Origin of the sequence: Hymenobacter qilianensis, from assembly GCF_014638675.1 — a bacterium.
Lineage (GTDB): Bacteria > Bacteroidota > Bacteroidia > Cytophagales > Hymenobacteraceae > Hymenobacter > Hymenobacter qilianensis.
This window is the reverse complement of record NZ_BMFN01000006.1, coordinates 50803-74599: the sequence shown is the minus strand read 5'-3', so window position 1 is coordinate 74599 and position 23797 is coordinate 50803. Positions and strand designations below refer to the sequence as shown.

At 61.0% G+C, this 23797-nt stretch carries 18 protein-coding genes; 10 read left to right on the top strand and 8 right to left on the bottom strand.

What is annotated here, in order from left to right; all coding sequences use genetic code 11:
• Nucleotides 1–85 precede the first annotated feature (85 nt).
• From IEW06_RS19995 to IEW06_RS19955, 9 genes are all read left to right on the top strand, one after another.
• Complete coding sequence (locus tag IEW06_RS19995; protein ID WP_188548838.1) at nt 86–4507, top strand: CusA/CzcA family heavy metal efflux RND transporter; 4422 nt, start codon at nt 86–88, stop codon at nt 4505–4507.
• A 22-nt stretch (nt 4508–4529) separates the two neighbouring features.
• Nucleotides 4530–5699: an efflux RND transporter periplasmic adaptor subunit gene (locus IEW06_RS19990; protein ID WP_187734520.1), complete on the top strand. Its 1170-nt coding sequence runs from the start codon at nt 4530–4532 to the stop codon at nt 5697–5699.
• A 2-nt stretch (nt 5700–5701) separates the two neighbouring features.
• Nucleotides 5702–6148 (top strand): Fur family transcriptional regulator, encoded by a 447-nt coding sequence (locus IEW06_RS19985; protein ID WP_187734519.1) that lies wholly within the window; start codon nt 5702–5704, stop codon nt 6146–6148.
• Nucleotides 6149–6216: 68 nt separating this feature from the next.
• Nucleotides 6217–6831 carry a hypothetical protein gene (locus tag IEW06_RS19980; protein WP_187734518.1) on the top strand — a complete coding sequence of 205 codons (615 nt, stop codon included), beginning with the start codon at nt 6217–6219 and terminating at the stop codon, nt 6829–6831.
• 50 nt (nt 6832–6881) lie between these two features.
• Nucleotides 6882–8975, top strand: coding sequence for a heavy metal translocating P-type ATPase (locus IEW06_RS19975; protein ID WP_223285040.1), 2094 nt, complete (start codon nt 6882–6884; stop codon nt 8973–8975).
• Between the two features lie 3 nt (nt 8976–8978).
• On the top strand, nt 8979–9332 hold the full coding sequence (locus tag IEW06_RS19970; RefSeq protein WP_187734608.1) for a DUF3703 domain-containing protein: 354 nt from the start codon (nt 8979–8981) through the stop codon (nt 9330–9332).
• Between the two features lie 92 nt (nt 9333–9424).
• On the top strand, nt 9425–9817 hold the full coding sequence (locus IEW06_RS19965; RefSeq protein ID WP_187734607.1) for a metal-sensing transcriptional repressor: 393 nt from the start codon (nt 9425–9427) through the stop codon (nt 9815–9817).
• 54 nt (nt 9818–9871) lie between these two features.
• Nucleotides 9872–10144: a glutaredoxin gene (locus IEW06_RS19960; protein WP_187734606.1), complete on the top strand. Its 273-nt coding sequence runs from the start codon at nt 9872–9874 to the stop codon at nt 10142–10144.
• A gap of 84 nt (nt 10145–10228) precedes the next feature.
• Nucleotides 10229–10426: a hypothetical protein gene (locus tag IEW06_RS19955; protein WP_187734605.1), complete on the top strand. Its 198-nt coding sequence runs from the start codon at nt 10229–10231 to the stop codon at nt 10424–10426.
• Between the two features lie 192 nt (nt 10427–10618).
• On the opposite strand, the gene IEW06_RS19950 is transcribed toward IEW06_RS19955, so the two are convergent.
• Entirely contained in the window at nt 10619–14938 is a 4320-nt protein-coding gene (locus tag IEW06_RS19950; RefSeq protein ID WP_188548837.1) for a multicopper oxidase domain-containing protein, read from the bottom strand.
• Between the two features lie 674 nt (nt 14939–15612).
• On the opposite strand from IEW06_RS19950, the gene IEW06_RS21055 reads away from it, so the two are divergent.
• On the top strand, nt 15613–15966 hold the full coding sequence (locus tag IEW06_RS21055) for a DUF389 domain-containing protein (RefSeq protein ID WP_373285393.1): 354 nt from the start codon (nt 15613–15615) through the stop codon (nt 15964–15966).
• 310 nt (nt 15967–16276) lie between these two features.
• Here the strand turns inward: IEW06_RS21055 and IEW06_RS19945 are convergent, their stop codons facing one another.
• The 7 genes from IEW06_RS19945 to IEW06_RS19915 form a co-directional block, all read right to left on the bottom strand.
• A complete protein-coding gene (locus IEW06_RS19945; protein WP_188548836.1) occupies nt 16277–16546 on the bottom strand; it encodes a hypothetical protein in 270 nt (89 codons plus the stop codon).
• 280 nt (nt 16547–16826) lie between these two features.
• Entirely contained in the window at nt 16827–18221 is a 1395-nt protein-coding gene (locus IEW06_RS19940; protein WP_187734601.1) for a toprim domain-containing protein, read from the bottom strand.
• A gap of 142 nt (nt 18222–18363) precedes the next feature.
• On the bottom strand, nt 18364–19725 hold the full coding sequence (locus IEW06_RS19935) for a DUF3945 domain-containing protein (RefSeq protein ID WP_188548835.1): 1362 nt from the start codon (nt 19723–19725) through the stop codon (nt 18364–18366).
• A gap of 146 nt (nt 19726–19871) precedes the next feature.
• A complete protein-coding gene (locus IEW06_RS19930) occupies nt 19872–20237 on the bottom strand; it encodes a hypothetical protein (RefSeq protein WP_187734598.1) in 366 nt (121 codons plus the stop codon).
• Nucleotides 20234–22252, bottom strand: coding sequence for a conjugal transfer protein MobC (mobC, locus tag IEW06_RS19925; protein ID WP_188548834.1), 2019 nt, complete (start codon nt 22250–22252; stop codon nt 20234–20236). The genes IEW06_RS19930 and mobC overlap by 4 nt, the downstream gene beginning before the upstream one ends.
• A 95-nt stretch (nt 22253–22347) precedes the next feature.
• Nucleotides 22348–23301: a relaxase/mobilization nuclease domain-containing protein gene (locus tag IEW06_RS19920; protein WP_187734597.1), complete on the bottom strand. Its 954-nt coding sequence runs from the start codon at nt 23299–23301 to the stop codon at nt 22348–22350.
• Nucleotides 23298–23618, bottom strand: coding sequence for a plasmid mobilization protein (locus tag IEW06_RS19915; RefSeq protein ID WP_187734596.1), 321 nt, complete (start codon nt 23616–23618; stop codon nt 23298–23300). Before IEW06_RS19915 ends, IEW06_RS19920 begins: the two co-directional genes overlap by 4 nt.
• Nucleotides 23619–23797: the final 179 nt, after the last annotated feature.

Genomic DNA, 23797 nt, shown 5'->3' with positions numbered 1-23797 from the left:
CCCAACCGCTTCCGCTGTCACTAGCCGAAGTCGCCGGGCCGCAGGGTCCTTTTCGGAAGTGTTAGACTTAACCCCCTCGCCACGGATGTTCGACCGGCTGATTCATTTCTCCATTCACAACAAGCTCATCATCGGAATACTGACCCTGGCCCTGGTGGCCTGGGGCAGCTACTCGTTAAGCCGGCTGCCGATCGACGCGGTGCCGGATATTACCACCAACCAGGTCGTCGTCTACACCGTGGCCCCCTCGCTGGCCGCCGGCGACATCGAGCGCCTCGTCTCCTTTCCCGTCGAGCAAAGCTTGGCCACCATCCCCAACCGGGAGGAAGTGCGCTCCTTCTCGCGCTTCGGCCTCTCGGTGGTGACCATTGTCTTCGAAGACGATGTCGACATTTACTGGGCCCGCCAGCAGGTCGCGGAGCGCCTGCGCGAAGCCGAAAGCCAGATTCCCGAAGGCATCGGCCGGCCCGAGCTGGCGCCCGTCACCACCGGCCTGGGCGAAATCTACCAGTACCTGGTGCGCGCCAAGCCCGGCTTCGAGAAAAAGTACGACGCCCGCGAGCTGCGCACGATTCAGGATTGGATCGTGCGCCGCCAGCTGCTGGGCACGCCCGGCGTAGCCGATGTGGCCAGCTTTGGGGGCCTGCTTAAGCAATACGAAATTGCCCTCGACCCCACGCGCCTGCGCTCCCTGAACGTGACCGTAGACCAGGTCTTCCAGGCCGTGGCCGCCAACAACCAAAACGCCGGCGGCGCCTACCTCGATCAGAAGCCTACGGCTTATTTTATCCGCACCGAAGGCCTGGCCGAGAACGCGGCGGACCTGGGCAACATCGTCGTGCGCAACACCCAGGGTGGCCTGCCCGTGCTGGTGCGCGACGTGGCCGACGTGCGCCTGGGCTCGGCCGTGCGCTACGGGGCCATGACCCGCAACGACGAAGGCGAAGTGACCGGCGGGCTGGTGCTCATGCTCAAGGGTGCCAACGCCAACGACGTGATTACGGCGGTAAAAACGCGCATGCAGACGGTGGAGAAATCCTTGCCCGAGGGCGTGGCCATCGACGTGTACCTGGACCGGTCCGAGCTGGTGGGCCGCGCCATTGGCACGGTGAAAACCAACCTGATGGAAGGCGCCCTGATCGTGCTCTTCGTGCTGGTGCTCTTCTTGGGCAACTGGCGGGCGGGCTTGGTCGTGGCCTCCGTGATTCCGCTGTCCATGCTCTTTGCGATTGCCATGATGCGCCTGTTCGGCGTGTCAGGCAACCTGCTCTCGCTCGGGGCCATCGACTTTGGCCTCGTGGTGGACGGCGCGGTCATCATCGTGGAGGCCATCGTGCACCGCCTGCACAACCACGTGGGCATGGCTTCCCCTCCGGAGGGTGCCAACGGCCGGCTGACTCAGAACCAGATGAACGAGGCCACCTACGAGGCAGCCTCCAAAATCCGCTCTTCGGCCGCCTTCGGGGAAATCATCATCCTCATCGTGTACCTGCCGCTGCTGGCGCTGGCCGGCATCGAGGGCAAGATGTTTGGCCCCATGGCCCAGACCGTGGCCTTCGCTATTGTCGGGGCTTTCATTCTCTCCCTGACCTATGTGCCCATGATGTCGGCGCTGGCCCTGAGCCGCAACACCCAGCACCAGCCCAACTTCTCGGACCGGATGATGCGCTGGCTGGAAGCTCGCTACCGCCCGGTGCTGGAGTGGGCGCTGCGCCGAAAAGCCGGGGTGCTGGCTTCGGCCGTGGCGCTGTTTGCCGGGTCCCTACTCTTGTTTCGCACCTTGGGCGGGGAGTTCATCCCCCAACTGGCCGAAGGGGACTTTGCCATCGAGATGCGCACCCTGACGGGCTCCTCGCTGAGCTACACCATCGACAAAAGCCAGCAGGCCGGGGCCATCCTCAAACAGCAGTTCCCCGAAGTCCAGGAGGTGGTCGCCAAAATCGGCGCGGCCGAGATACCCACCGACCCCATGCCGGTGGAAGCGGCTGACGTGATGGTCATCTTGGAGAAAGACCAGGATAAATGGACGTCAGCCGACACGCAAGAGGAGTTGGCCGAGAAAATGGCCGAAGCTTTGGAAGTAATCCCGGGCGTCACCTTCGGCTTTCAGCAGCCCATTCAGATGCGCTTCAACGAGTTGATTTCCGGGGCCAAGCAAGACGTGGTGCTTAAAATCTACGGCGAAGATCTCGCCCAGCTGGCCACTTACGCCGAACGGGCGGCCCGCCTGGTGCGCCAGGTCGAAGGGGCCGAAGACGTGTACGTGGAGCAGGTCACCGGCCTGCCCCAAATCGTGGTCAAGCTGGACCGCAACCGCCTGGCCCGCTTTGGCCTAAACACGGACGACGTGAACCGCACGGTGCAGACCGCGTTTGCCGGGCAGACCGCCGGGCAGCTCTTCGAGCAGGAGCGCCGCTTCGACGTGGTGCTGCGCCTGGCCCCCGAGCTGCGCCAGAACATCAACCAGGTGCGGCAACTGCTCATCGCCACGCCGGCCGGCGAGCAGGTTCCCCTGGAGCAGGTGGCCACGGTCGACCTGCAGGAAGGCCCCAACCAGATTCAGCGCGACGACGCCAAGCGCCGCATCACGGTGGCCTTCAATGTGCGGGGCCGCGACGTGGAAAGCGTCGTGACCGAGCTGCAGGGCAAAGTGGACCGCCAGCTCCCGTTCGCCCCCGGTTACTACACCAGCTACGGGGGCCAGTTCGAGAACCTGCGCCAGGCCACCGAGCGGCTGAGCATCGCTGTACCCGTGGCCCTGGGGCTCATTTTCACCCTGTTGTTCTTCACCTTCGGCTCCCTCAAGCAGTCGGTGCTCATTTTCACGGCTATTCCGCTCTCGGCCATCGGCGGGGTGCTCGCCTTGTGGCTGCGGGGCATGCCCTTCAGCATCTCGGCCGGGGTGGGCTTCATCGCTCTGTTCGGAGTGGCCGTGCTCAACGGCATCGTGCTCATCGGCTACTTCAATCAGCTCAAAGAAGAAGGCCACAGCGACCTCTACCAGCGCATTCTAGAAGGCACCCAGGTGCGTTTGCGGCCGGTGCTGATGACGGCCACCGTCGCCTCGCTGGGCTTCCTGCCCATGGCCCTGTCCCAGTCGGCGGGCGCCGAAGTGCAACGCCCCCTGGCCACGGTGGTCATCGGGGGACTAGTCACGGCCACGCTGCTTACCCTGTTGGTGCTGCCCATACTCTACGCCCTGTCCGAGCGCAACGCTAAACCCCAGGAAGCGGGAAAGCGGCACCCTACGGCTGCCGTCCCGGTGTCGGTGGTGTTGCTACTGGCGCTGGCGGGGCTGCTTGGCAGCGCACCCGTCCAAGCGCAAGGGGCGCTGACGGCTACCCAGGCCGTGGGGCAGGCCTTGCAGGCCAACGGCACGGTGCAGGCCGCCCAACGTTCCCTGGAAGCCCAGCAGGCCCTGCGCCGCACCGCCGTCGATGTGGGCCGCACCACCATCCTGGGCACCTACGGGCAGGTGAACTCCCCCCTTTCCGACAACGTGCTCAGCATCGGCCAGTCGCTGGCCCTGCCTGGCTACTATAAGGCTCAGGCCGGCCTGAGCCAGGCCCAGATTGGAGCCCGGGAGCAGCAGCTTTTGCAGGTGCAGGCGGAGCTGCGCCGGCAAGTGCGCCTGAGCTACGAGCGGGCCGTGCACGCCCGCCACCGCCTGCGCACGCTGCGCGGGCAGGACAGCATCTACGCCGAGTTCTTGCGCTCCGCGCAATTGCGCTTCAAGACCGGCGAAGTAGCCCGCTTAGAGCCGGCTAATGCGCTGATTCAGCAGGGCGAGACCCAGAACCTGCTCACCCAGGCCCGGGCTGACTACGCCATCGCGCAGCGCCAGCTGCAGGCCCTGTTGCAAACGGCCCAGCCGGTGGCCATTGCCGACAGCACCCTGCGCCTGTTGCCCGTTTCCCCGCCCCCCGCCGATACGGCGGCGCTAGCCGCAACCCCCCAGGCCCGGGTGCTGCTGCAGCAGCTGGCCGAGCGGCGGGCCGAAACCCGGGTGGAACAAGCCCAAGGGCTGCCTCAGGTGACGGTGGGCTACACCAACCAGTCCCTGCGGGGCACCTACGAGATAGAAGGGCAAACCTCGACCTACGGGGCCAGCGACCGCTTCCAGAGCGTGCAGGCCGGCGTAGCCATTCCGCTGGTGCGCGGACCCCAGAAGGCCCGGGTGCAGGCCGCCAAGCTGCAAGAGCAGGTCGCCACGACGGCTTACCAGCGCTATCAAGTCGAAGCCGCCGCTCAGCTCGACGAGCTGCGCCTGCGGCTGCAGGAGCAGCGCCAGCGGGTGCAGTTTTACGAGCAGACGGGCTTGCCCCAAGCCACGGTCATCGTGCGCCTGAGCCAGCGGGCTTATAAGGCCGGCGAAACCACCTACTCCGAACTGCTGCTCAACCTGGAGCGCGCCCTCTCAGTGCGTACGGCCTACCTCGACGCCGTGCTCCAGCATAACCAAACCGCCATTGACCTAGACTACCTGCTCGGCACGGCAGTCCAGTAACCCATCTCTCGACTTGATTTACATGAATAAAATTGCATCTCTGGTGCTGCTGTTGGCCCTGACCTTCCAGGCGGGCTGCAGTGCCGATAAGAAAGAAGGCGCGGACGCGGAACCTGCCACCGCCGCCAAAGCAGCAGAAGGCGAAGAAGCTTCCGACATGGTTACCCTCTCGGCGGCCGAGCAGCAGGCGGCCAGTCTGAAAACCGCCCGCCTAACTGACCGCCCCATGGGCGCCGGCCTAGCCGTGAATGGGACTCTGGACGTGCCGCCCGAAAGCGCCGTTTCCATTACCGCCCCGCTGGGTGGCTTCGTAGAAAATACCGAATTGCTGCAAGGCACCCGGGTACGCAAGGACGAAGTGCTGGCCACCATCCGCAACCCTGAGTTTGTGACCTTGCAGCAGGACTACCTGGAAACCCGCGCCCGCCTCGACTACGCCCGCACCGAGCTGGCCCGGCAGAAAGAACTCTACGAGCAGGAGGTAGCCCCCCAGAAAAACTATCAGCGGGCCCAAGCTGAGTACAACGCCCTGCAGGTGCAGACCAACGCCCAGGCGGCCCGGTTGCGGCTGGCCGGCCTGCCCGTAGGAGGGAAGATGGTAACCACTGCGACTGTTCGCGCGCCGCGGGCTGGCTTTGTGCGGGCCGTCAACGTGACGGTGGGCCAGGCCGTGACCGCCACTGAGGCGATGTTTGAAATTGTGGACCCCGAGCACCTGCACGTGGAGCTCACCGTCTTCGAGCGCGACGTGGCCCGGGTGCAGAAAGACCAGCTCATTCGCTTCACCCTGGCCAGCGACTCCACCGGCTCCCACCGCGAGCGCACGGCCCGGGTGTACCTGGTGGGCAAAGCCATCGGCGCGGACCGCACGGTGCTTGTGCACGGCCACCTCGACCAGGAAAACGACCCGGCGCTGCTGCCCGGCCTTTACGTGCGGGCCCTGATTGAAACGGGCCGCACCCAGGCCCCTACCCTGCCCGACGCGGCCCTGGTGCGCTTCGAGGGCCGGAACTACGCCTACGCCGTGGATGGGCCCGGGCGCTACCGGATGGTGCCCGTGACTCTGGGCCGCAGCGAAGATGGCTTCACCGAAGTCCTCCTGCCCGAAGGGGTGCCGGCCACCACTACCTTCGTCACGGACGGCGCGTACTCGCTGCTGGCCAAGATGAAAAACGCCGAAGAGGAAGAATAGTCATGGCCCACCCTCTCGAAGACACTTTAATCGCTAAGCAGATAACGCCCACCGCCATGCGCTTGCTGGTCCTGGACGTGTTAGTCCAGCACGCGGCGGCGCTGAGTCTAGCCGACGTGGAGGAACTGCTCGGGCATGCCGACCGCATCACCGTGCACCGCACCCTGAAAACGTTCACCGATAAGGGCTTGGTGCACCGCATTGAGGACGGCAGTGGCGCCGTGAAGTTCGCCCTGTGCGAGCCCAGCTGCACGCCCGAGCACCACCAGGATTTGCATGTGCATTTCTTCTGCACCCGCTGCCGGGAAACCGCCTGCCTACCCACAGTGGCCGTGCCGGTCATTCGCTTGCCCGGCACCTACCAGGTGCAGGAAACTAGTCTGGTGATGAAGGGCCTGTGTGAACGTTGCGTGAACGACTTGCCAACCGCTGCCCCAACAATGCAATAGCATTGCATCGCCCGGAGCCCGAGGTTTGTCTTCGTAACCGGCGGTGCTTTTTCCCTGACCCGCTTCCCATGCTAGAACTACTCATCGGCGCCCTTGTGCTAAGTCTACTCCACGCGTCCATTCCCAACCACTGGGCGCCGGTGCTGGCCGTGGCGCGGGCCGAGGGCTGGCCCCTGCGGCGGGCGGTGGGGGTGACGCTGGTCGCTGGGCTGGCCCACGTGCTCAGCACTGTAGGCATCGGGCTGATGCTGGGCCTGCTGGGCTGGCGCCTCTCGGCCCGTTTCGAGCAGTTTGCCAGCTGGGTAGCGCCGCTGCTACTCATCGCCATCGGCCTGCTCTACGCCTTTTCCGGGCCTGGTCACACCCACCCCGACCCGCGGCCACTGAGCCGGCGCCCGCCGCGCCGGCGCCTGGTAGTAGGGCTGGCCGCGACCATGTTTCTGGCCCCCTGCCTGGAGATTCAGACCTTCTTTCTGGCTGCTGGCACCCACGGGCCGGCAGCCCTGGCCCTGATCATGAGCGTGTACCTGCTAGCCTCCGTGTCGGCTATGTGTGCGCTGGTAGCGCTGGCCCACCGCAGCCTGCAGCGCCTCAACGTCGACGGATTGGCCCGCCACGAGCGGCAGCTGACCAGCGCGGTGCTGGTGCTGGTGGGCCTCGCGGGCTTTTTCGTAGACTGGTAATCCACTGACCTCCAGCGACTTTGTTTTACTTGGAATTAACTTTCTGACTCATGCCTGACCCATCGATAGATAAAATTAACGAGGAACTGAACACTGCCAAGCAGGTGCAGCTGGAGAACGTGGGTGCCCTGACCCGGGACCAGCTCACTCCAGAGGCCTCGGCCAACCCACAGGGCCACGACGTGCCCGGCCACGACCACGCCCCGACCGCCGACACCAAGCCCGACGCGCACGCCGGCCATAGCCATGCCAGCGGCGATGACCACGACCACGGCCCTGCTGAAGCTAGCCCCTACTTGTGGCCGGGCGTCAGCCTCGTGCTGTTGCTCAGTGGCCTGGCGCTGGATTATTTCAGCGAGGAGGTGCCCTTTTTCACCGGCGCCATGCGCCTGGCCTGGTATGGGATAGCCTTTCTGCTGGTGGGCTGGAAAGTTATCCGCTCGGCCATTCAGAGTATCCCCTCCGGCAACGTGTTCAACGAGTTCCTGCTCATGAGCCTGGCCACGCTCGGTGCCTTCGCCATCGGCGAGTACCCCGAGGGCGTGGCCGTGATGCTGTTCTATACTGTGGGCGAATTGTTCCAGGACGCGGCCGTGAACCGGGCTAAGCGCAGCATCCGAGCCCTGCTCGAAATCCAGGCCACGGAAGTCACGGTGGTGCGCGGGGGCCAATCCTTGGTGCTGGACCCCAAGCAGGTCCAGTTAGGTGACACCATTGAGGTGAAGCCGGGCGAGAAAGTGGCCCTCGACGGGACCTTGACCCAGGGGCCGGCCAGCTTTAACACGGCGGCGCTCACGGGGGAGTCGGCTCCCCAAAGCAAGCAAACCGGGGACGTGGTGCTGGCCGGCATGATCAATCAGGAATCGCTGGTGCAGGTGCTGGTCACGGCCACCTATCAGGACACTAAGCTGGCTAAGATTCTGGCAATGGTACAGGACGCGGTGGGGCGCAAGGCCAAAACGCAGCTCTTCATCACCAAGTTTGCCAAAACCTACACGCCCATCGTGGTGGTGCTGGCCACCTTGCTCCTCGTGGTGCCCTACTTCGTCGTCGACGATTACGTATTCCGCACCTGGCTGTATCGGGCGCTGGTGTTTCTGGTGATTTCCTGCCCCTGCGCCCTAGTGGTGAGCATTCCGCTGGGCTACTTCGGGGGCATCGGGGCCGCCTCCCGCGCGGGCATCCTGCTCAAGGGCTCCAACTTCCTGGACGTGCTGCGCGAAATCGACACCGTGGTAATGGACAAAACCGGCACGCTCACCCAGGGCGTATTTGCCGTGCAGCACGTGCAGCCAGCACCAGGTATCGAGCCCGCCCAGCTGCTGAGGCTGTTGGGTGCTCTGGAAGCTAAATCTACCCATCCCATTGCCAAGGCTGTGGTCCAGCACGTGGGCTCCGCCGCTGCGAACGTGTCGGTGGAAAACGTGGAAGAAATTGCCGGCCACGGCCTGCGGGGCCGCGTAGAGGGCCGCGATGTGCTGGCGGGCAACGCCAAGCTGCTTACCAAATACGGGGTGGCCTACCCAGCCGACGTCGACCAGGTAGTAGACAGCATCGTGGTGGCGGCCCTGGATGGCCAGTACGCCGGCTACCTGACCGTGGCCGACGCCCCCAAGGCCGATGCTCAGCAGACCGTGCGCGAACTGCGGGCCGACGGCATCACCAAACTCGTGATGCTCTCCGGCGACAAGGACAGCATCACCCAGCGGGTAGCGAAGGAGTTGGGCATTGACGAGGCTCATGGGGGGCTGCTACCGGAAGACAAAGCGCGCTACGTGCAGCAGTACCTTAATGAGGGCCGCAAGCTGGCCTTCGTGGGCGATGGCGTCAACGACGCGCCCGTTGTCGCCTTAGCCGACGTCGGCATTGCCATGGGCGGCTTGGGCTCGGACGCGACTATCGAAACGGCGGACGTCGTGATTCAAACCGACCACCCCAGCAAGATTGCTACGGCCCGCCGCATCGCCCGGGCGACGCATACGGTCGTGTGGCAGAACATCTGGCTGGCGTTTGGCGTGAAAGCCGTAGTGCTAGCCCTGGGAGCCGGCGGCCTGGCCACCATGTGGGAAGCGGTGTTTGCCGACGTGGGGGTGGCTTTGCTAGCTATTTTGAACGCGGTACGCATTCAGCGCATGAAGTTTTAACCGATGCAAACCCTGTTTCTTCCTTCCCGCCTGCACCCCTACTTTCACCAGGAGCTACTCGCCGCCCGGGCGGCCTATGCCCGGCGGGATGCCGCCGACGCGTTTCATCATCTGGAGCGGGCGCACGTGCTGGGGCAGCGCTGGGCCGTGTCCCACACCCACGTGCACCTGCTCATGCTGGCGCACGGGCTACGGACGCTTAACCCGCGCGAAATCCTGGGGCAGTTGCCCCGTATCGTGTTTGGTTTCCTGGGCTCCATGGTTGGCCAGGTGCCCACGGGCAATACCGGGGGCGCCAACGTAAAAGCCGAGCAGCCCATGCCCATTCCCGAGGACTTGCAGCAACTGCTGCGGTAAGGCGGGTGGCGCGGAAGGCCCTCCGGATTTGTTTGACTGTTTGCTTGACGGATACCCCCCCAAGGCGTTGATATTGCTCGAAATTCTGGTTTATGCTCCCCAAAGACCTTACCCGCGACCTGAAGAGCCGCCTGAACATGCTGGCCGGCCAGCTCCACGGCATTGTGAAAATGCTGGACGCGGAAACCACCGAGCCCGAGCAGATTCTGGTGCAGTTCAAGGCCGTCACCAACGGGCTGAGCACCGCCGAGCACCTGCTGCTGGACGAGGTGTTTCGCAAGGGCTTGGCCCTGCAACTCGTCGACGTAGTGGGAGCTTGCCCCGGCGACTGTCAGGATGCCGGGCGCATTGAGGAGCTGCGGCACGAATTCCCGAACCTGACGGAAGCCGAGTTGACGCAGAAGATGCAGGAGCTGCGCGAGATTGGCGGGCGGCTGGAGCAGCACAATGCCGAGCGGGAGAAAAAAACTGGAAATAACGCTTGACCGACACCCGGGGAGCGGGCCGAGCTTTGTGCTATTACTTATCAACGCCCTTCCATGAAACGCATTATAGAAGTTTTCACCGCCGGGTGCCCCTTGTGCAGCCCCGTGGTTGAGTTGGTCAAAAGCACCGCCTGCAGCAGCTGCGACATCATCACCCATAACCTGACCGAGACCGAAGCGGGTAATCCGGCCCTGCGCCGGGCCCGCTTGCTGGGCGTGCAAACGCTGCCCGCCGTGGCCGTCAATGGCGCCTTGTTGGATTGTTGCCGCACGGAGGGCATCACCCGGGAAACCCTAGAACGGGCTGGTATTGGGCAAGCCGCCTAACGCTGGCCGTTTGCGACGGGGCGCGGCCCGTTTGTTCTTCGCCTGGCTGCCGTCCCCAGCCGGTTCACCTTACTCGTTTGTTCGATGAAACAGAAAGTTTTAGTCGTAGCCTCTGCCGTCCTGTTGGCCGGAGGGGCCGTGTTTGGCTTCACCAGCCCCGCCCCAACGGCGGACTGCCCTATGAAGGGTACCCCGGAGTGTCCCCTCCTAAAGGATTGCCCGGATAAGGGTACGGCAGCCTGTACGCTGGCCGGCGTACCCGCTTGCTGCGCGCAGAAGTAGGCGCGCTGTTTACCAATCCAAGCCTTAGGTAGCGTACTCAGGAAAGGCAACGCTTATCCGCTTGAATAGGCTGGGCAGCAATGCTCATACAGGTGCTACCATAGGTTGCCACACTTTTACCCTAAAACAGAATTTTTAGGGTAAAAGTGTGGCAATTCTAGTTTCAGACATAGGAGACTGGCAAGCAGTCCACTATGTCTGCTTTTTAGCCCACCGATACCCCGCCAGGATTCCCCAGCCTAGCCCAGCCAAACCAGCCATCACCAGGGGCACCGTTAACCAGGGGCTTGTTTTCGGCTTGGTGACCCTTAGAATGCCCCACAGCCCTTGGGGCACCATCCACTTGAGAATCCCATCGCGGTAGGCATGATCGCCCCGGTGCTGGGGGCTGAAGGCAAAGGTGCGGACCGTCCCCGCCGAAATGGCGCCTTCGGACGACACCCAGCGCCGATGCGTCGGGGAAAGGAACCGCCATTCTGGCCACGCCACGCCGTGCACCGTGAAGCTATGGTTGCGGGGCTTGTCACAGGCGCCGAGCAGGTGCAGGTGCACGGTGCTTCTAACCGGCACCCGGAAGATCGGGGTAGCCGGGGAGTGTTTGGAGAGCAACTTGCCGTCGCGCCACTCCGGATCTGCGGGCTCGGAGCGGTAATTATACCCCTTCTGGCCCTGGTCTTCGTGGTCCGTTTCGTCTTCCCCGTGCCCGGGTGGTTCATCCGGGATGGGCCAGCGTAATTTACCTCGCCAATACAGCCGCAGGCCATTCTGCAGCAACAGCACTGCTTCCTCCACCCGTTGGGGTGGCATCCAGGGCCGCCGCACCACTACGGTTGCGCGCACGCCGTACCACGCTGACTCGGTACCTGTGGCGGTGGAGCGACCCTTTCGCACGCGGTAAGGCGTGGCAAAGCGGTCCTCGACAATGAGGGCCCCGATGAGCCCGTGATGGCGGTGGTTGCGCACGTCAGCCATATCCTGGAGCAGTATGGGCCCCAAGGGTTGATTGGCGTTAGTGTGGGGCGGCCGGTACGTATTCCAGGTATAGGTCACACTGTCGCCGGGCGCGGCCGTTTGCTCACCAAACAGCATGTTGCGTCCCACGTTGGCGCCGTCGCTGAAGCGAACATCGTAGCGCAGCAGATCGGCGTGCATGGATACCTGGGCCGACACCGGGCGCTGGGGTCGAGGGAGCGGTCCGGGTCCTTGCTCTTCCACCGGCACTTGCGGAGCAAACGGTTCCGGTCGGGGCATGAATCCCTCCGGCAGCTGATTCTCCACTGTCACCTGCACCCACTCACCCTCCCGACACCGTAGCACCAACGGTTCTGGTTTAGTCGGGGCCGGCACAAGGTGCTCGTGGCCGTAGGGCGGGGTGTAAGCGATTAGCTCGTAGATGAGACCGAACGGGTCGACCAGATCGGGCTCCCGGTACACCAGCCGCTTGGCTTTGACGGCGACGCGGAAGCGTCGCATCTGGAACACCGGGGGCGGCAGCGGCACGGCCGTGGGCAAAGCATCAAGGAGGACCAAGGGCAGGGGTTCCCTCGCCTCATCAACGGTTACGTCCTGCGGAAAAACCCGGATCAGCCCCCAGCAGCCCAGCCACAGATCGTCGGCCGCCGAGAGCTTGTAGAGGTAATCGCCCGCCCCGTAAGGTTCGCGATTGATGAAGGTAAAGGCTTCAGACAGGCCAAACGTCTGCTGGTTGCGCAGGGCCGAATCGGTGCTGCCCCGAAAGCGCTGCCAGCGCATGCCGTGGGTTTGGAAGCTGTGCTGTTCCTCGTGGGAACCCTGAATCATGCGAAACCAAATAGGGTCGCTTTCATAGGCTAGAAACCGGGTCGTATAGGGATCCCGGTTATAGGGCCCTAGCGACGTAAACCAATAAGCTGGATCCACCGTCAGTCCCCCTTCCCGGAGCCGTTCGTGAATCGGGTCGCTACGGTAATTCAAGGCCATCACGCCCTGGTCGCCGTGCCCGCCCGGATGATCGGGTGGGTTTAGGGGCCTGTCGTTCCGGTCCCACATCGGGATAAAGTCGGCGATGCCGAGGCAGAATTCCCGGAACGCCCGCCGGCCTTCAAACTCCTCGCGTAGCGTGACTATTGCTTGGAGCCCGCTGACAATCTCGTAACCCTGGACGTGATGAAAGAACCGGGCGTCGGTGGGTTCCACGAGCAGGGCGCCGAAGAGGCCGTGTTTCTGGCGGTAGTTGGCGAAGAGGTGATCGTGGAAAAAGATGGTCCCAAACTCCTGATCGAGCCACCAGCGGTAGACCATTTTCATGCCCACTACGGGGCCACTCATGTAGTTCCAGCCGGTACTGGCTCCGTCCGCGCAAATGGGATCAAACTTGACCATATGCACGTGCAGGGCGCACTCCCCTTCCCAGGCCCGCTTTGAACAGGGAGGGAAGGCCCGATCAAACGCCGTCTCCTCAATATCCAGCCGCGTCTGATTGTCCAGGGTCAAGTTTAGGATCTGCTGGTGCAGGGCGCGAAAAAACAGAGGCTCCTTGGGTATCGGGTTGTCCTCCGAATCACGTCGGGTATCAGGATCCTCCTCCGCATCCAGATAATACAAGTGCCCATGTTTATCATGCCAGCCGTAACCATTATAGTCAATGCGCTGCTTAGCAACGACTACATCGTGGCACACCTCGCGCTCCACGTTCCAGGTGTCAAACGTGGACCGCCACTGGGCTGCTTGCTGCTGGGCAAACGGATTGCGGGTAAACATCTCCCCCGGGACGGGACAGGCATTGAAGGCATTGCGCTCCAACCGCGTCGGCACCGGGCGGTAATTAAAATCGGCCGGCATGTCCGCCGCCAGCAGCGAGTCAAATGGGTGGCACCGTTGCTCCCTAGCCTGCCAGGGCCGGTCAGGCCAGGGCGGGATGGGCGATTTCTGCCGTAGTTGACCGGGGATGTAGAGGGGATAGCCCGGGTGCGTGCTCGTCGGGGCGGGCGGAGGAACCCGATCGGGCAAGGGCAACAGGCGCTCAATGCGCGTCCTGTCTGGGTACCTTCCGATCTGCCGGCCGGCATATACACTCCCGGGCAGTTCACTGCCCGCGAGCCAAGGGCCGAGGGCGCCGGTCTGCAGGGTTTCAAAGGTGCGAAACAAGCCCCACATGCCTTCGTGAAAATGCGGATACAGGTGGCAGTGCCAAATGATGTCACCCGCTACTTGGTGGCGATTGCCGGCCCCCCACACGGGTTCAATCGTGTGGGCCGTCTGGGGGCTGACGGAAATGGCATCGATGCGCGGGGATCCGTTGAACTGCCCGGTATAATCTGTAGCCTCCGGCACGGCATGCCACTCGTAGAGGTGCAGGTGAAAGACGTGGGTTTCCTTGACCCCCGCGTGCACAAAGCGAATGCGCACGGGGTCGCCGATGTAGGCTTTCAGAATCGGCGTGGCCGGGTCCCCAAACATCCAGGAGCTGTGATGCTGCTCCTCGTTGAGGACGGGCCGACCCTGAAAGTTGTGGCCGGTGCGCTCCAGCCGCCACAACTTGTGCTCTCGGTTTATCATAGGCTCAGCGCGGTAGGAAACCGGCATGATCGGCGGCAGGCCGTCGCGGCACCCGTGATCGCCGTGCCCGCCGCCCGAACCTGGGTGGGGACACGGGTCTTCTTCCGGTTCCTCATCATGGGAGGGGCAAAACTCGGGCTCGTCGTGAAAAAAGATGACAAACTCGCGGTGGCCGACGGCGTGAAAATCGGGATAGGCGATGGGGGGCGGCCAATGATGGGTAGGCAGCTGGGTCGGGGAGATAGTCACGTCGGGGTTCTGCGCGTCTCCCTCCGGCAACACGTCCAGGTACAGCCCATCTAACTGCCGAAAGCTCCCATCGAGTCGCCGCGATCGCCGCCCACTCACTGGGTCACGCCAGATAGATCCTGCCGGCTCGATAACCAAGGCCCCAAACAGGCCGTGCGCGTTCGTGCCGTCCTCGCCCCCCGAGTAGTTGCCCCCATCGTGGAAGGGAAAAACACCTTCGTGGCGGCATTGCCAGGTGTAAATGCGGGTGCCATGTGGCGGGGTCAGGCTGTGCGGATTCTTCCCCACGTCCGAACCGTCCTGGGTTTTCACCGCATACCCGTCGGCGACTAAGTGCAGGCCGATCCAGCGTTCGGAGATCTTATTGCGCAGCACGACCTGAACTTCGGCTCCGGCCGTGGCGCGTATCACGAGGGGGCGCACCAGGGGATGCACCCGCGCATCTTGATATCTAGTAGGAAGGGGAATTATGCCTAGCTGATGTGCCCGGGGCAACGCCGCGGCGTGCAAAGCCGCTAGGTTCGCCGGCGGAACCATACGGGACCGGGCCTCGAGGTAGCGCAGGACAGGAACATTAGCGGTCAGGGCGAAGAGCAGGCCATTATGATCGTGATCGCCTTCGCGATTGAAATAAATGGTCATCTGCAGGGCCGTGATGTCGTAGGTGAGCGTGGCGACTGAAGGTGAGCCTGCTTTTGGATTGCCCCCGGGTAGAATAGATTTCATACTAGCTGGTATAGACAAGTGAATAATGAAGGGATAGCGATATGAATTCGGCGCTTTCTAGAGAATCCCGTGGCTATCCAGCCCCACCGGATAGTGCTTCTCCCCAAAGCGTATGATGGGATAAATTCAAGCTCCTCCGTCATAGTCCGCCCACGTCATAGGAGCGACCGGCTATCAATCGAGAGCTACCTGGGGGTTGCTTAGCGGAGGGAATAAGGAGTTGTGCCTAGTAGTGCTATTTGCTGCCGTCAGGCTTTAGAAGCGCGGACGCAGAGCGAGCCACCACCGGTAAAGTCCTGCTGTTGTCCTTTACCTCGTAGCTGGGGCAAGCCGGAAGGGCTTGCAGGGCTCACAACTACCGCGTAAATACCTCATACTCCCCCATAGCAGCGTAGAAGCGGAAGCAACCTGCCGCGCCGTTGGGGTAATTTGCACTAGAGGTGTGGTGACGGGGTAGAGAACGGAGCGAGTCAGCGTTTAAGCGTACATCAATATACAGAGCTAATTGTATACATGCAAAGAAAACTTGAATTTATGCAATTGCAGTGCATAAGGTCCCTTTGTCATCAATAGGATCCATAACGCCGCCCACCTCGGACCTTATCTGTGAACTTGCCTTTCTGCTAGCTATTTTAAACGCAGTGCGCATGAAGTCTTGAAAACTTTCGCCAGCTATTCCGCCTTTCTTATCCCTCCCTGCCAATCTACCACATGGAAGTTCAGCCTTCTCCCACCAACCGCCAACGGGCCGAGCGTGGGCAGGCCCTTTGATTGCGATGGCCTTTATTCCCGCCGCCGCCTTGATCGGGGCCGGGCTGGCCGTGGGACGCCTAGATATGGCGCTCGAAGGGCTGGAGTGGTATTTATTTCGCGATACTGGAGTTCCCGCATTCCAGTCGCGGCTACGTCCTCAGCGACGGTTCCCCGAGTGGTCCCGTTACCCGTTGCGTGCCGGCTGTCCGCGTATTCCCCGGAGGAGAGAAGCAGAGCCAAAAGAGAGGCCAACTAGTCATTTCAGAAAGAATTAGGTGGGTACCTTTCCGAACCCGACTTGCTGAACCCATACGTTACCCCCTCTGCTACGCCCGCTTCTCCACCCTCGACCAGAACGGGGACACCCCACTCGATAGCTTGACCACGGCGGGGCGTGCCCGTATTGTCCACGATGATCCTATGTCTTCCTTAGGATCCCACTCCCTGGCTGGTGTTTGGGGCGAAACATAGGGACGATAACGGGGCCTTATCGCACCCAACCTATCTCCCTGATAAAAGCGCAGGAGCCGCGTTTTACGCGCTTCATTTGCCTAGGATGGAAGAAGAACTGTACTAGCGAGCTTTTCATCCCCCAAGAGATAAGTCAGTGAGGTCCACGTAGCAGGCGTAATCTTCTAGATCGGCCTTGCTGGTAAAGGTGCGCACCCGCTTGATCAACTCGTTGGCGACGTGATCGTAGGACAGTTCCACGAAAAAGCCGGCTGGCAGGTGGTATAAGCCCACGGTATCTTCCTCCTCATAGCGGGTGGCCAGGTAGGTGCCTTCCTGCCAGACCACCTGGGCTTGCTCGGAGAAGGGAAGGCCTAAGAAGGTAGTATGGGCGGTAGGCATCATGGGTGGCGTTAAACAGGGGCAGCGCTAGCAAGGTCCGTATCTACCTTGCCCTGATAGCTAAGAGGATCCTAATCGTATACTTAAGGTAGCCAGCGCTAGCTAGGTACTGTTTGGCATAGGACTTAAATGCCATGCTTTGCAGGGTTTAATCATCTCGGCGCACGTCGCCCCGTCGGTGGCCTTCGCCTCGTCCTCGGTGACGGTTGACCTAACGGTGGGGTAGTCGAATTCCACCGCCCTGTGGTGGGACGGAAGGAGCCGGCGACACGCCGGGCGAAAGTTATCGGCGGATCCCTCGTCGCCGACTCGCTTCCTCCACAGCGGGCTGTTCCGGCGTCAGCGCAGTTGTTTTTCCCTTAAGGCTTTCTTTCAACTGGTCGTTCCAGTCAGAAGCCCGCGACTTTTCCAAATCCATCTTCACGCTCATCGGGTAGCTTTGCATCAGGGCCCGGTTGAAAAACTCGAGGGCCTCTACTCGTTTCGGGATGTGAAACTGATAGCGGTTGTCGGCTTCTTTCCCGGCCAGGATCAACTCGCTGTGCAACGTGTGGGTCGGGGGCGCATGGCGGCCGGCCAACTGGAAATACCCTTCCGTTATCTGCTGATTATAGTTTTTCGTCTGCTCGTGTAGCTTGCGGAAGTAGGGCTCCTGATCCGAGTGGATGGTTACCGTTAGTTGGCCAGGCAAGCTGCGCTCGATATGCATCGGCGTGGACACGTGCGCCAGGCCCGTAATCAGCTGGGTATCGAACACATGACCCGCCACATTATTGTCGAAGGCGGGCTTCACCGTCTTTAGGTTCTGGTTGGTAATGAGCCGCCGGATTTCGACCACCTGGTTATCGGTCAGCTGGCCCGACGTGGAGGCGTACATCGTGTTGGTGGGTTGCTTGAGCTGATAGTGCGAGAGGGCGTCAAAGGCGCTCTCCGTCACCAAGAGAGTGTTGGTCTTCGGGCCACTGTTCGAGAGCCACAAAGCCGATGAATTTAGCGAATCAGCGGCCTGGGCCATGGGGCCATGGGCCTTGATTTCCAGCCCGACAATCTTGTCATTGTACACCTGCGGAAAGGCCGTATTGATAAACTTGTAGGGCTGGCCGGTCTTACTGACGCCCTCGTGCACGTGGTTCAGGATGCGCCCCTCAAAACAGCCGTTGCTGAGCGTCTCATTGGTCAGCCCTCGGGCATTCAGGTAGCTCGTATCCGTGAGCGGAGCCGTCTTCAGCAGGAAGTCGGGCACGTACTGATCCCCGCGCTGCACCGGGGCAATTGCCTGCTGCAACTGCGGACTCGTCTTGCGCTGGGAGGCTGGTAGGCTGAGGAAGCGCCGGGCATTATCCATGACGCTGCCCCAGATACTCTTGCCACTGCTGGCTTGAATGCCCGCAATGCGGGGGTTTTCCAGCCGGTTTTTCAGGAAGTCAATGACACTGCCCTTGTCGCGGTCGTCGGCGCGGTTGAAATACAGGTAGTCGCCGGAAGGGGCTTTGTACACAATCACCTGGTCCAGCTTCGCCTTGCCGCGATAATCAAAGGTGTGGAACTTGCCCTGGTCGAGGGCGGGGCCGCTTAGCTGGCGGTGGTGCTCGTAGCCGAGCGTCAGGACTAAATCGACCAAGTTAATCGCCTGCTTGACCTGGTCGAACGTGAGTTCAGGTTCACGGGGCGTCTGCATGGACAACGAGAAAACGGGACTGCTGCATTATTGCGGTGTGTGTATGTGCGTGGGTAGTGGACTGGGGCGGGGTACTCCTTACTGTAAGAAGAAAATCAGCTCCCGGAAGGCCTGGAAACTGATTTTCGCAAAACTAGCAGATTTACATTCTCATTTTGGGGTGGGGGGCCACTGGTTCCACCTTTTCGGCTGGCTGTTGCGCTACGTGCGGCTGGACGTCGCGGAAGCTAAGCGTCCGCTTGACGGGGTCGAGCACGACCGTCGCGTCGAACAACTGGCTTTTTTGGTTGGTCATCCCCGTTACTTTCGTCGGGTAGCCCCCCAGGAGCTGCTGGTTCTGCTGCGGGCTCAGCACAACGCCCAGCAGCTCTTTAGGCACCGCGATACCCTCCCGGCGCACGGCGACCACTCGGTTCATTTCCTGGTCAATGGCCACGTAGGCGGCAAAGGTCTGCCCTTTGCCATCGCGGAAGCCCTCGCTCAGCGGTACCACGCCGTGCGTGGTCAGCTGCTCTTTCATGGCCGGCGTGATCTCCTTGCCTAGAATCTGCTCGGGAATGACTAGTTGCTGTTTGGGCAAATCAAATTGCAGGCTAGGCGCGCCCGCCGCGTCGCGCCGCATGATCAGCTTGGCGGCAAAGGGTACGGGTTCCCCGTGCGCATCGTGCAGGGAGAAGGACGAGAGTAGGTCGGTTTTCTGCCCACTCAGCAGCTTCTGCAACTGCCCTGACTGCTCCAACTCCTCTACCTTCACCCCCATTTTCTCCAGCAGCGGCAGCGGTAAATCCTCCCTCGTGAAACCTGCCCGGACAGGAGCCATTCCTAGCTGGTTTTCCTGGTAGAGGGCCTTAGCTTTTTGCAGGACTTCCGGCGCGAGTAGCGAGGTAGGCTTTGCCGCTGGCGACTGCTCTCCGGCCGCGGGCTTAGCCGTGGGTACCGGTATCTGAGCTGGGGCCGGCTGCTGCGCTCCAGCAGCGGCAGTGAGAGACGGCCGTACTAGGTTTACAGGGGGCCTCTCGCCGGGCTTCCCTACGGCCTTCTGGGCCTGGCTGAAGTTGTCGGCAAAGTTGCTGACGAAGCTCACGATTACGCCATCGCGAAGGGTGATGCTGAGCAGCCCCGCCCCGGCCAGCGCCAGGCCCGCCTTCCGCAGGTTCTGGGCCTGGGGCAGCTTCTGCAATGTAGGGTCTTTGTCCATAACGTCCCAGATGTTCTGGAGTACCTGGCTTACTGATTCGCCCTTCAGGGCATCGCCCGGGGTGGCCTGCCGCGGGGCCCCGACGGCTAGGGCAATCACGTGGGCGGCCTGCTCGAGCTGGGTGGCCTCGGCTTCTTTGCCCCGCTGCCGGAGGGCAGCGGCCACGGGCTGGGCGTTTTTGATGAATTCATCCCGCGTTTCCTCGACGTTGAGAACGGCGGGTTTTTTCGGGACCGCTGCTGGCCCTACGGCTTGGGGAACGGGCTGCTCTCCAGCACCGGACTTTGGTTCGGCTTGCTCAGACATATCGCTGTTTGTTAATGAGTTACACCACCTGACGCCACCCTGGGGCCAGCCTTAGCAAATATAACAATTCACGCCTGCGATATTGGTATTTTAGATATTGCTTTCTAAAATAACTGATTATCTTACTAAAGCAAAGTTACAAGTCGCTACGCTTCCAGCGCCTTAAACGCCGTATCTATCTCTCTCTCAATCGATTGACGTAAATACTGGAATTGATTTGCCACACTTCGCATATCAACGGTTTTGACATCCTCTTCCAGACGCTTTTTGGAGACACTCGCATTATCGGGCAGAATGATCCAGTTGAGGTTATAGCCCCGGCGGTAGAAGAAAAGTAGATACGAAATGAAGATTTCAATGCCTCCGGCCCCGCTACGCTCCATCTGGCCGACCATATTCTGGGTCAAACCGGTTTCCTCGGCCACCATCGCGATCGTCCACTTCTTCTCCCCTGGACCCGCGATCTCGTCCCGCAGGGCAGCCAGCCTTCTACCAATTAATTTTTTATTCATGCTTTTGCCTTCGCCTTTTTGGTGTGGAGTAAGTGCTGCAAGTTGGGATCACTGGCAATCCTTTCCAATTCCGTCTTCACAATGGCCGCAATGTCGTCCTTGATGGCCTTATAATTCGCCCGGATAACCTGCTCCGTGGTATCCTCCCCCGTCGTCGGGTCGACGAAGCTGGTGATGTCGGGAATGTCGGCATAGGCCGCTTCCTGTTGCTTTGTTTTCGCTACATCGACCAGAATTTTGGCGTGAAACACCTTCTGGTTTATCTCTTCGCCGAAATTGTCGGCCACGGCGCCCACGAAGGTGCCTTGGCTCAGGCCGGCAATCGTGCTGGCGGGAATCATGCTATCGAGCTGGGTGGCCAGGGTGTAACTCGTGTCGCGGCTGTTGCTGGTCAGCGACTGCCGCTGCTGCACGATACGGCCGAAACGCTTGCTCAGGGCCTCGGCACTCTCCCCCGTAACCTGGCCCGAGAGCACGTTGCCGATGGTATTTTGAATCACGGAAGATTCGGCCTTGCCGTAATCGCGGTCCAGCTGGCTCTTATCCTGAATGCCCAGGCAAGTAGAAACCTTGTTACTACGGGCCGTGGCGATCAGCTTATCCAATCCTTTGAAGTAGATGGTAGGCAGCTCGTCAATGATTAGGGAGGCTTTAAGCTTGCCCTTCTGGTTAACCAGCTTGACGAGGCGCGCATTATACAGCCCCAGGGCAGCGCCGTAAATGACTTCCCGGTTCGGGTTGTTGCCCACGCACAAGACCTTGGGCTCGGCGGGGTTGTTGATATCCAGGGTGAAATCGTTGCCACTCATCACCCAGTAGAGCTGGGGCGAGGCCAGCCGCGAAAGCGGGATGCGCGCTGAGGCAATTTGGCCCTCCAACTGCTCCATCGCGTCGCCCTGGTAGGCACTGATAAAAGGTCGCACGTAGTTTTCGATCTCGGGATACGAGGCCAGAATCGGGAACATTTCCTGGTACTCGCGGCCCAGAAACTCGATCACGTGGGGGAACGTGCAGTACTTGCCATTTTCATAGAGCTTGAGAAACCAGATGATGGCCGCCACAAAGTTGATGGGTGACTCGACGAAGAACTCGCCCTGCTTCTCAATCCACTTTTTGTTTAGGTTAAGCATGATGGTAGCGGCACTCTCGTAGGCATCCACGATGTCGGTCATCATCGCGGGTAAGAGGGGATTGCAGCGGTGGCTTTTGCGCGGGTCATCGAAGTTGATCACGTAGAAGCGCACCGGTTGCTTGTACTTGTCCTGGTGCTTGAGCAGCTCATTATACACGATGCGGCTCAGATCATCGAACTTGAAATCATACACGTACATCGCAAAGCCCTTCGATAGGTGCTGCTTGATGAACTGGTTGATAATGGCGAAGGACTTCCCCGAGCCGGGTGTGCCATACACCACCGTCCCGCGAAACGGATTCACGATATTGACCCAGCCCTGGTGCTGCTTGCCCTTCAGTTGGTACGACGTGGGCAGGTTCACGGAAAACTCGTTCTCCAGCTTTCTTTCTTCCTGGGGGAACGTCTCGTTTTCCGAGTTGAAAATATCCCGCATCAGGTTCATCTTCAGGAGGCGACTAATCAAGTTGCCGGCCCGGAGTAGGAGCAGAAAGCCGACGGCCGTGGTGCTACTATACAGGGCCGTGAGCACCGCCGGTGAGTAGGCCAGCTCCAAGAGCAGCCCACTCCCAAAGAATAGCGCCGCCCCCACCACTAAGCTACCCACAATGGGCGTCCAGGTGTGGCCCTCTTTGGGCCGACCACGCGTACCCAGGCACGAAAGGGCCAAGAATACTGCGGCCGCCAGCTTCGTCACGTAGGGGGCGTGAAACAGGGCCGTTTTCGTGCTGAACCGGGTCAGTAGCTGACCCGACCAGGCGGCCGTCAGGTGCTGCTCGGCAAAGAAGCCGTAGCAGTAGTAGTAGACGTGCATCAGCACGAGCAGCACGCTGAGCAGGCGCATGAAGTCCATGATCTTCCGAAGGCCTCTTTCGTCTTCCATGATGGGTTAAGATTAGTAGGTAATAGGGAGAAAAGCAGGTAGCGATAAGGCTTAATAACTTGACTGTTAGTTTTTCATCCACTTGGACGAAAACCCTACAGCTTGGGTCGCCGACGGCGGCGGCGTGTTTCGTTCTCGTTGCGCTCGGCATCATCGATGGTGGGGCCACCGATGGCGGGGCCGGACTCGTCACTTACCCGGATGAGGTTACCTGCTATCTCATCTTTTGACGTGGTCAGGGCTAGGCCCACTCTCTGGCCACTAGTGAAGTCCACCGCCTGGTTACGAGTGCGCAAAGCCTCGGACCCGAAGGGGCGAAAGTGGTCGCGCAGCTGTTTGGCTTTGATGCCCACTTCTGTACCCTTCACGCTGCTTTCCTGATAGTGGAAGCTGGTGCCTACCAAGACGCCCTTGGCGTCGCGCTTGAGCACCACCGCTATCTGCTGCGCTTGCAGTCGGGCTACTAACTGGTCAATCGTGCGGATGCTGGCGTACAGCAGAGCGGCCATCAGCTGCTCGCGCACGTAGCCGCGGGCTTCTTCCTTCCGTGGATCCACGTCTTTGGTCGTGACCCGGCGCTCGGGTAAGGGCTTCATGCCCAGCTGCTCCCGGATCTGGCGCGTGGCCTTCACATTGCGGGCATAGTTCTGGGCTGTGTCAAGGGCGGCCCCACCATCGGTGGGCACTCGGTTGATATAAATATGAACGTGTGGGTGGTCCTTATCCTTGTGCTCGTAGACCGCGACCTGGTGCCGTTCCAGGCTGGCCCCCATCAACTCACAGTAGAGCGCGGCAGCCTGCAACTTTTGCTCCTGGTTTACCTTCTCCCCGGGCGCCCATGATAAGACCGTATGCCAGACTGGCTTCTGCGTGCGAGCGCTCAAGGCGGCCACCTTCTGCATTTCGGCGGCGATACCGGCCGCGTCATGGCTACCAATATTAGCCACGCTGATCAGTTCCGCTTGCTTATTGGTCCGGTCCGAGCGCAGGCCTGCGCCATACTCCAGCGCGCCGCTAAAGTCATTTCCGGTAACTGTCTTGGCGATCATTTGAGCGTTTCCAGTAACCGGGTGAGGAGCTCATTCAGTGTTTCGACGCTGGCACCACCGAGCTTGCCCGCGTTGGCTAGGCGGGTAAGCTGATTCAAATTGTTGCCGGCTGTGCTGATTTGGCGGCGCAAATCGGGTGGAATCAATTCTACTATGGGCTTATCCAATGCAGCCCGGCGGCAGTATTCGGAGAAGGACAAGCCAGCCTTCGCCGCCTTCTTTTCAATCGCTTTCACTTCGGCCGTCGTGACCCGGAAGCGTTTCACCTTCTCCTTATTGGCCCGTGTTTCCAGCGGATTCTGCTCTAACTCTTCCATGGTTTCAGACTATGGTGGACGCTGGTGGCACGACAAGGAGAAATAGCTTGCGTCAAATTCTCCGGTTGACTTTGGAGGTACTTACCCGCAGGGTTTGTGGCTACAAAGTCATGGCTTGCTGACCAACATTGAACATATAGGAAAGCTAATTTTATGAGAAAAGTCCCTCTTGGAAAAAC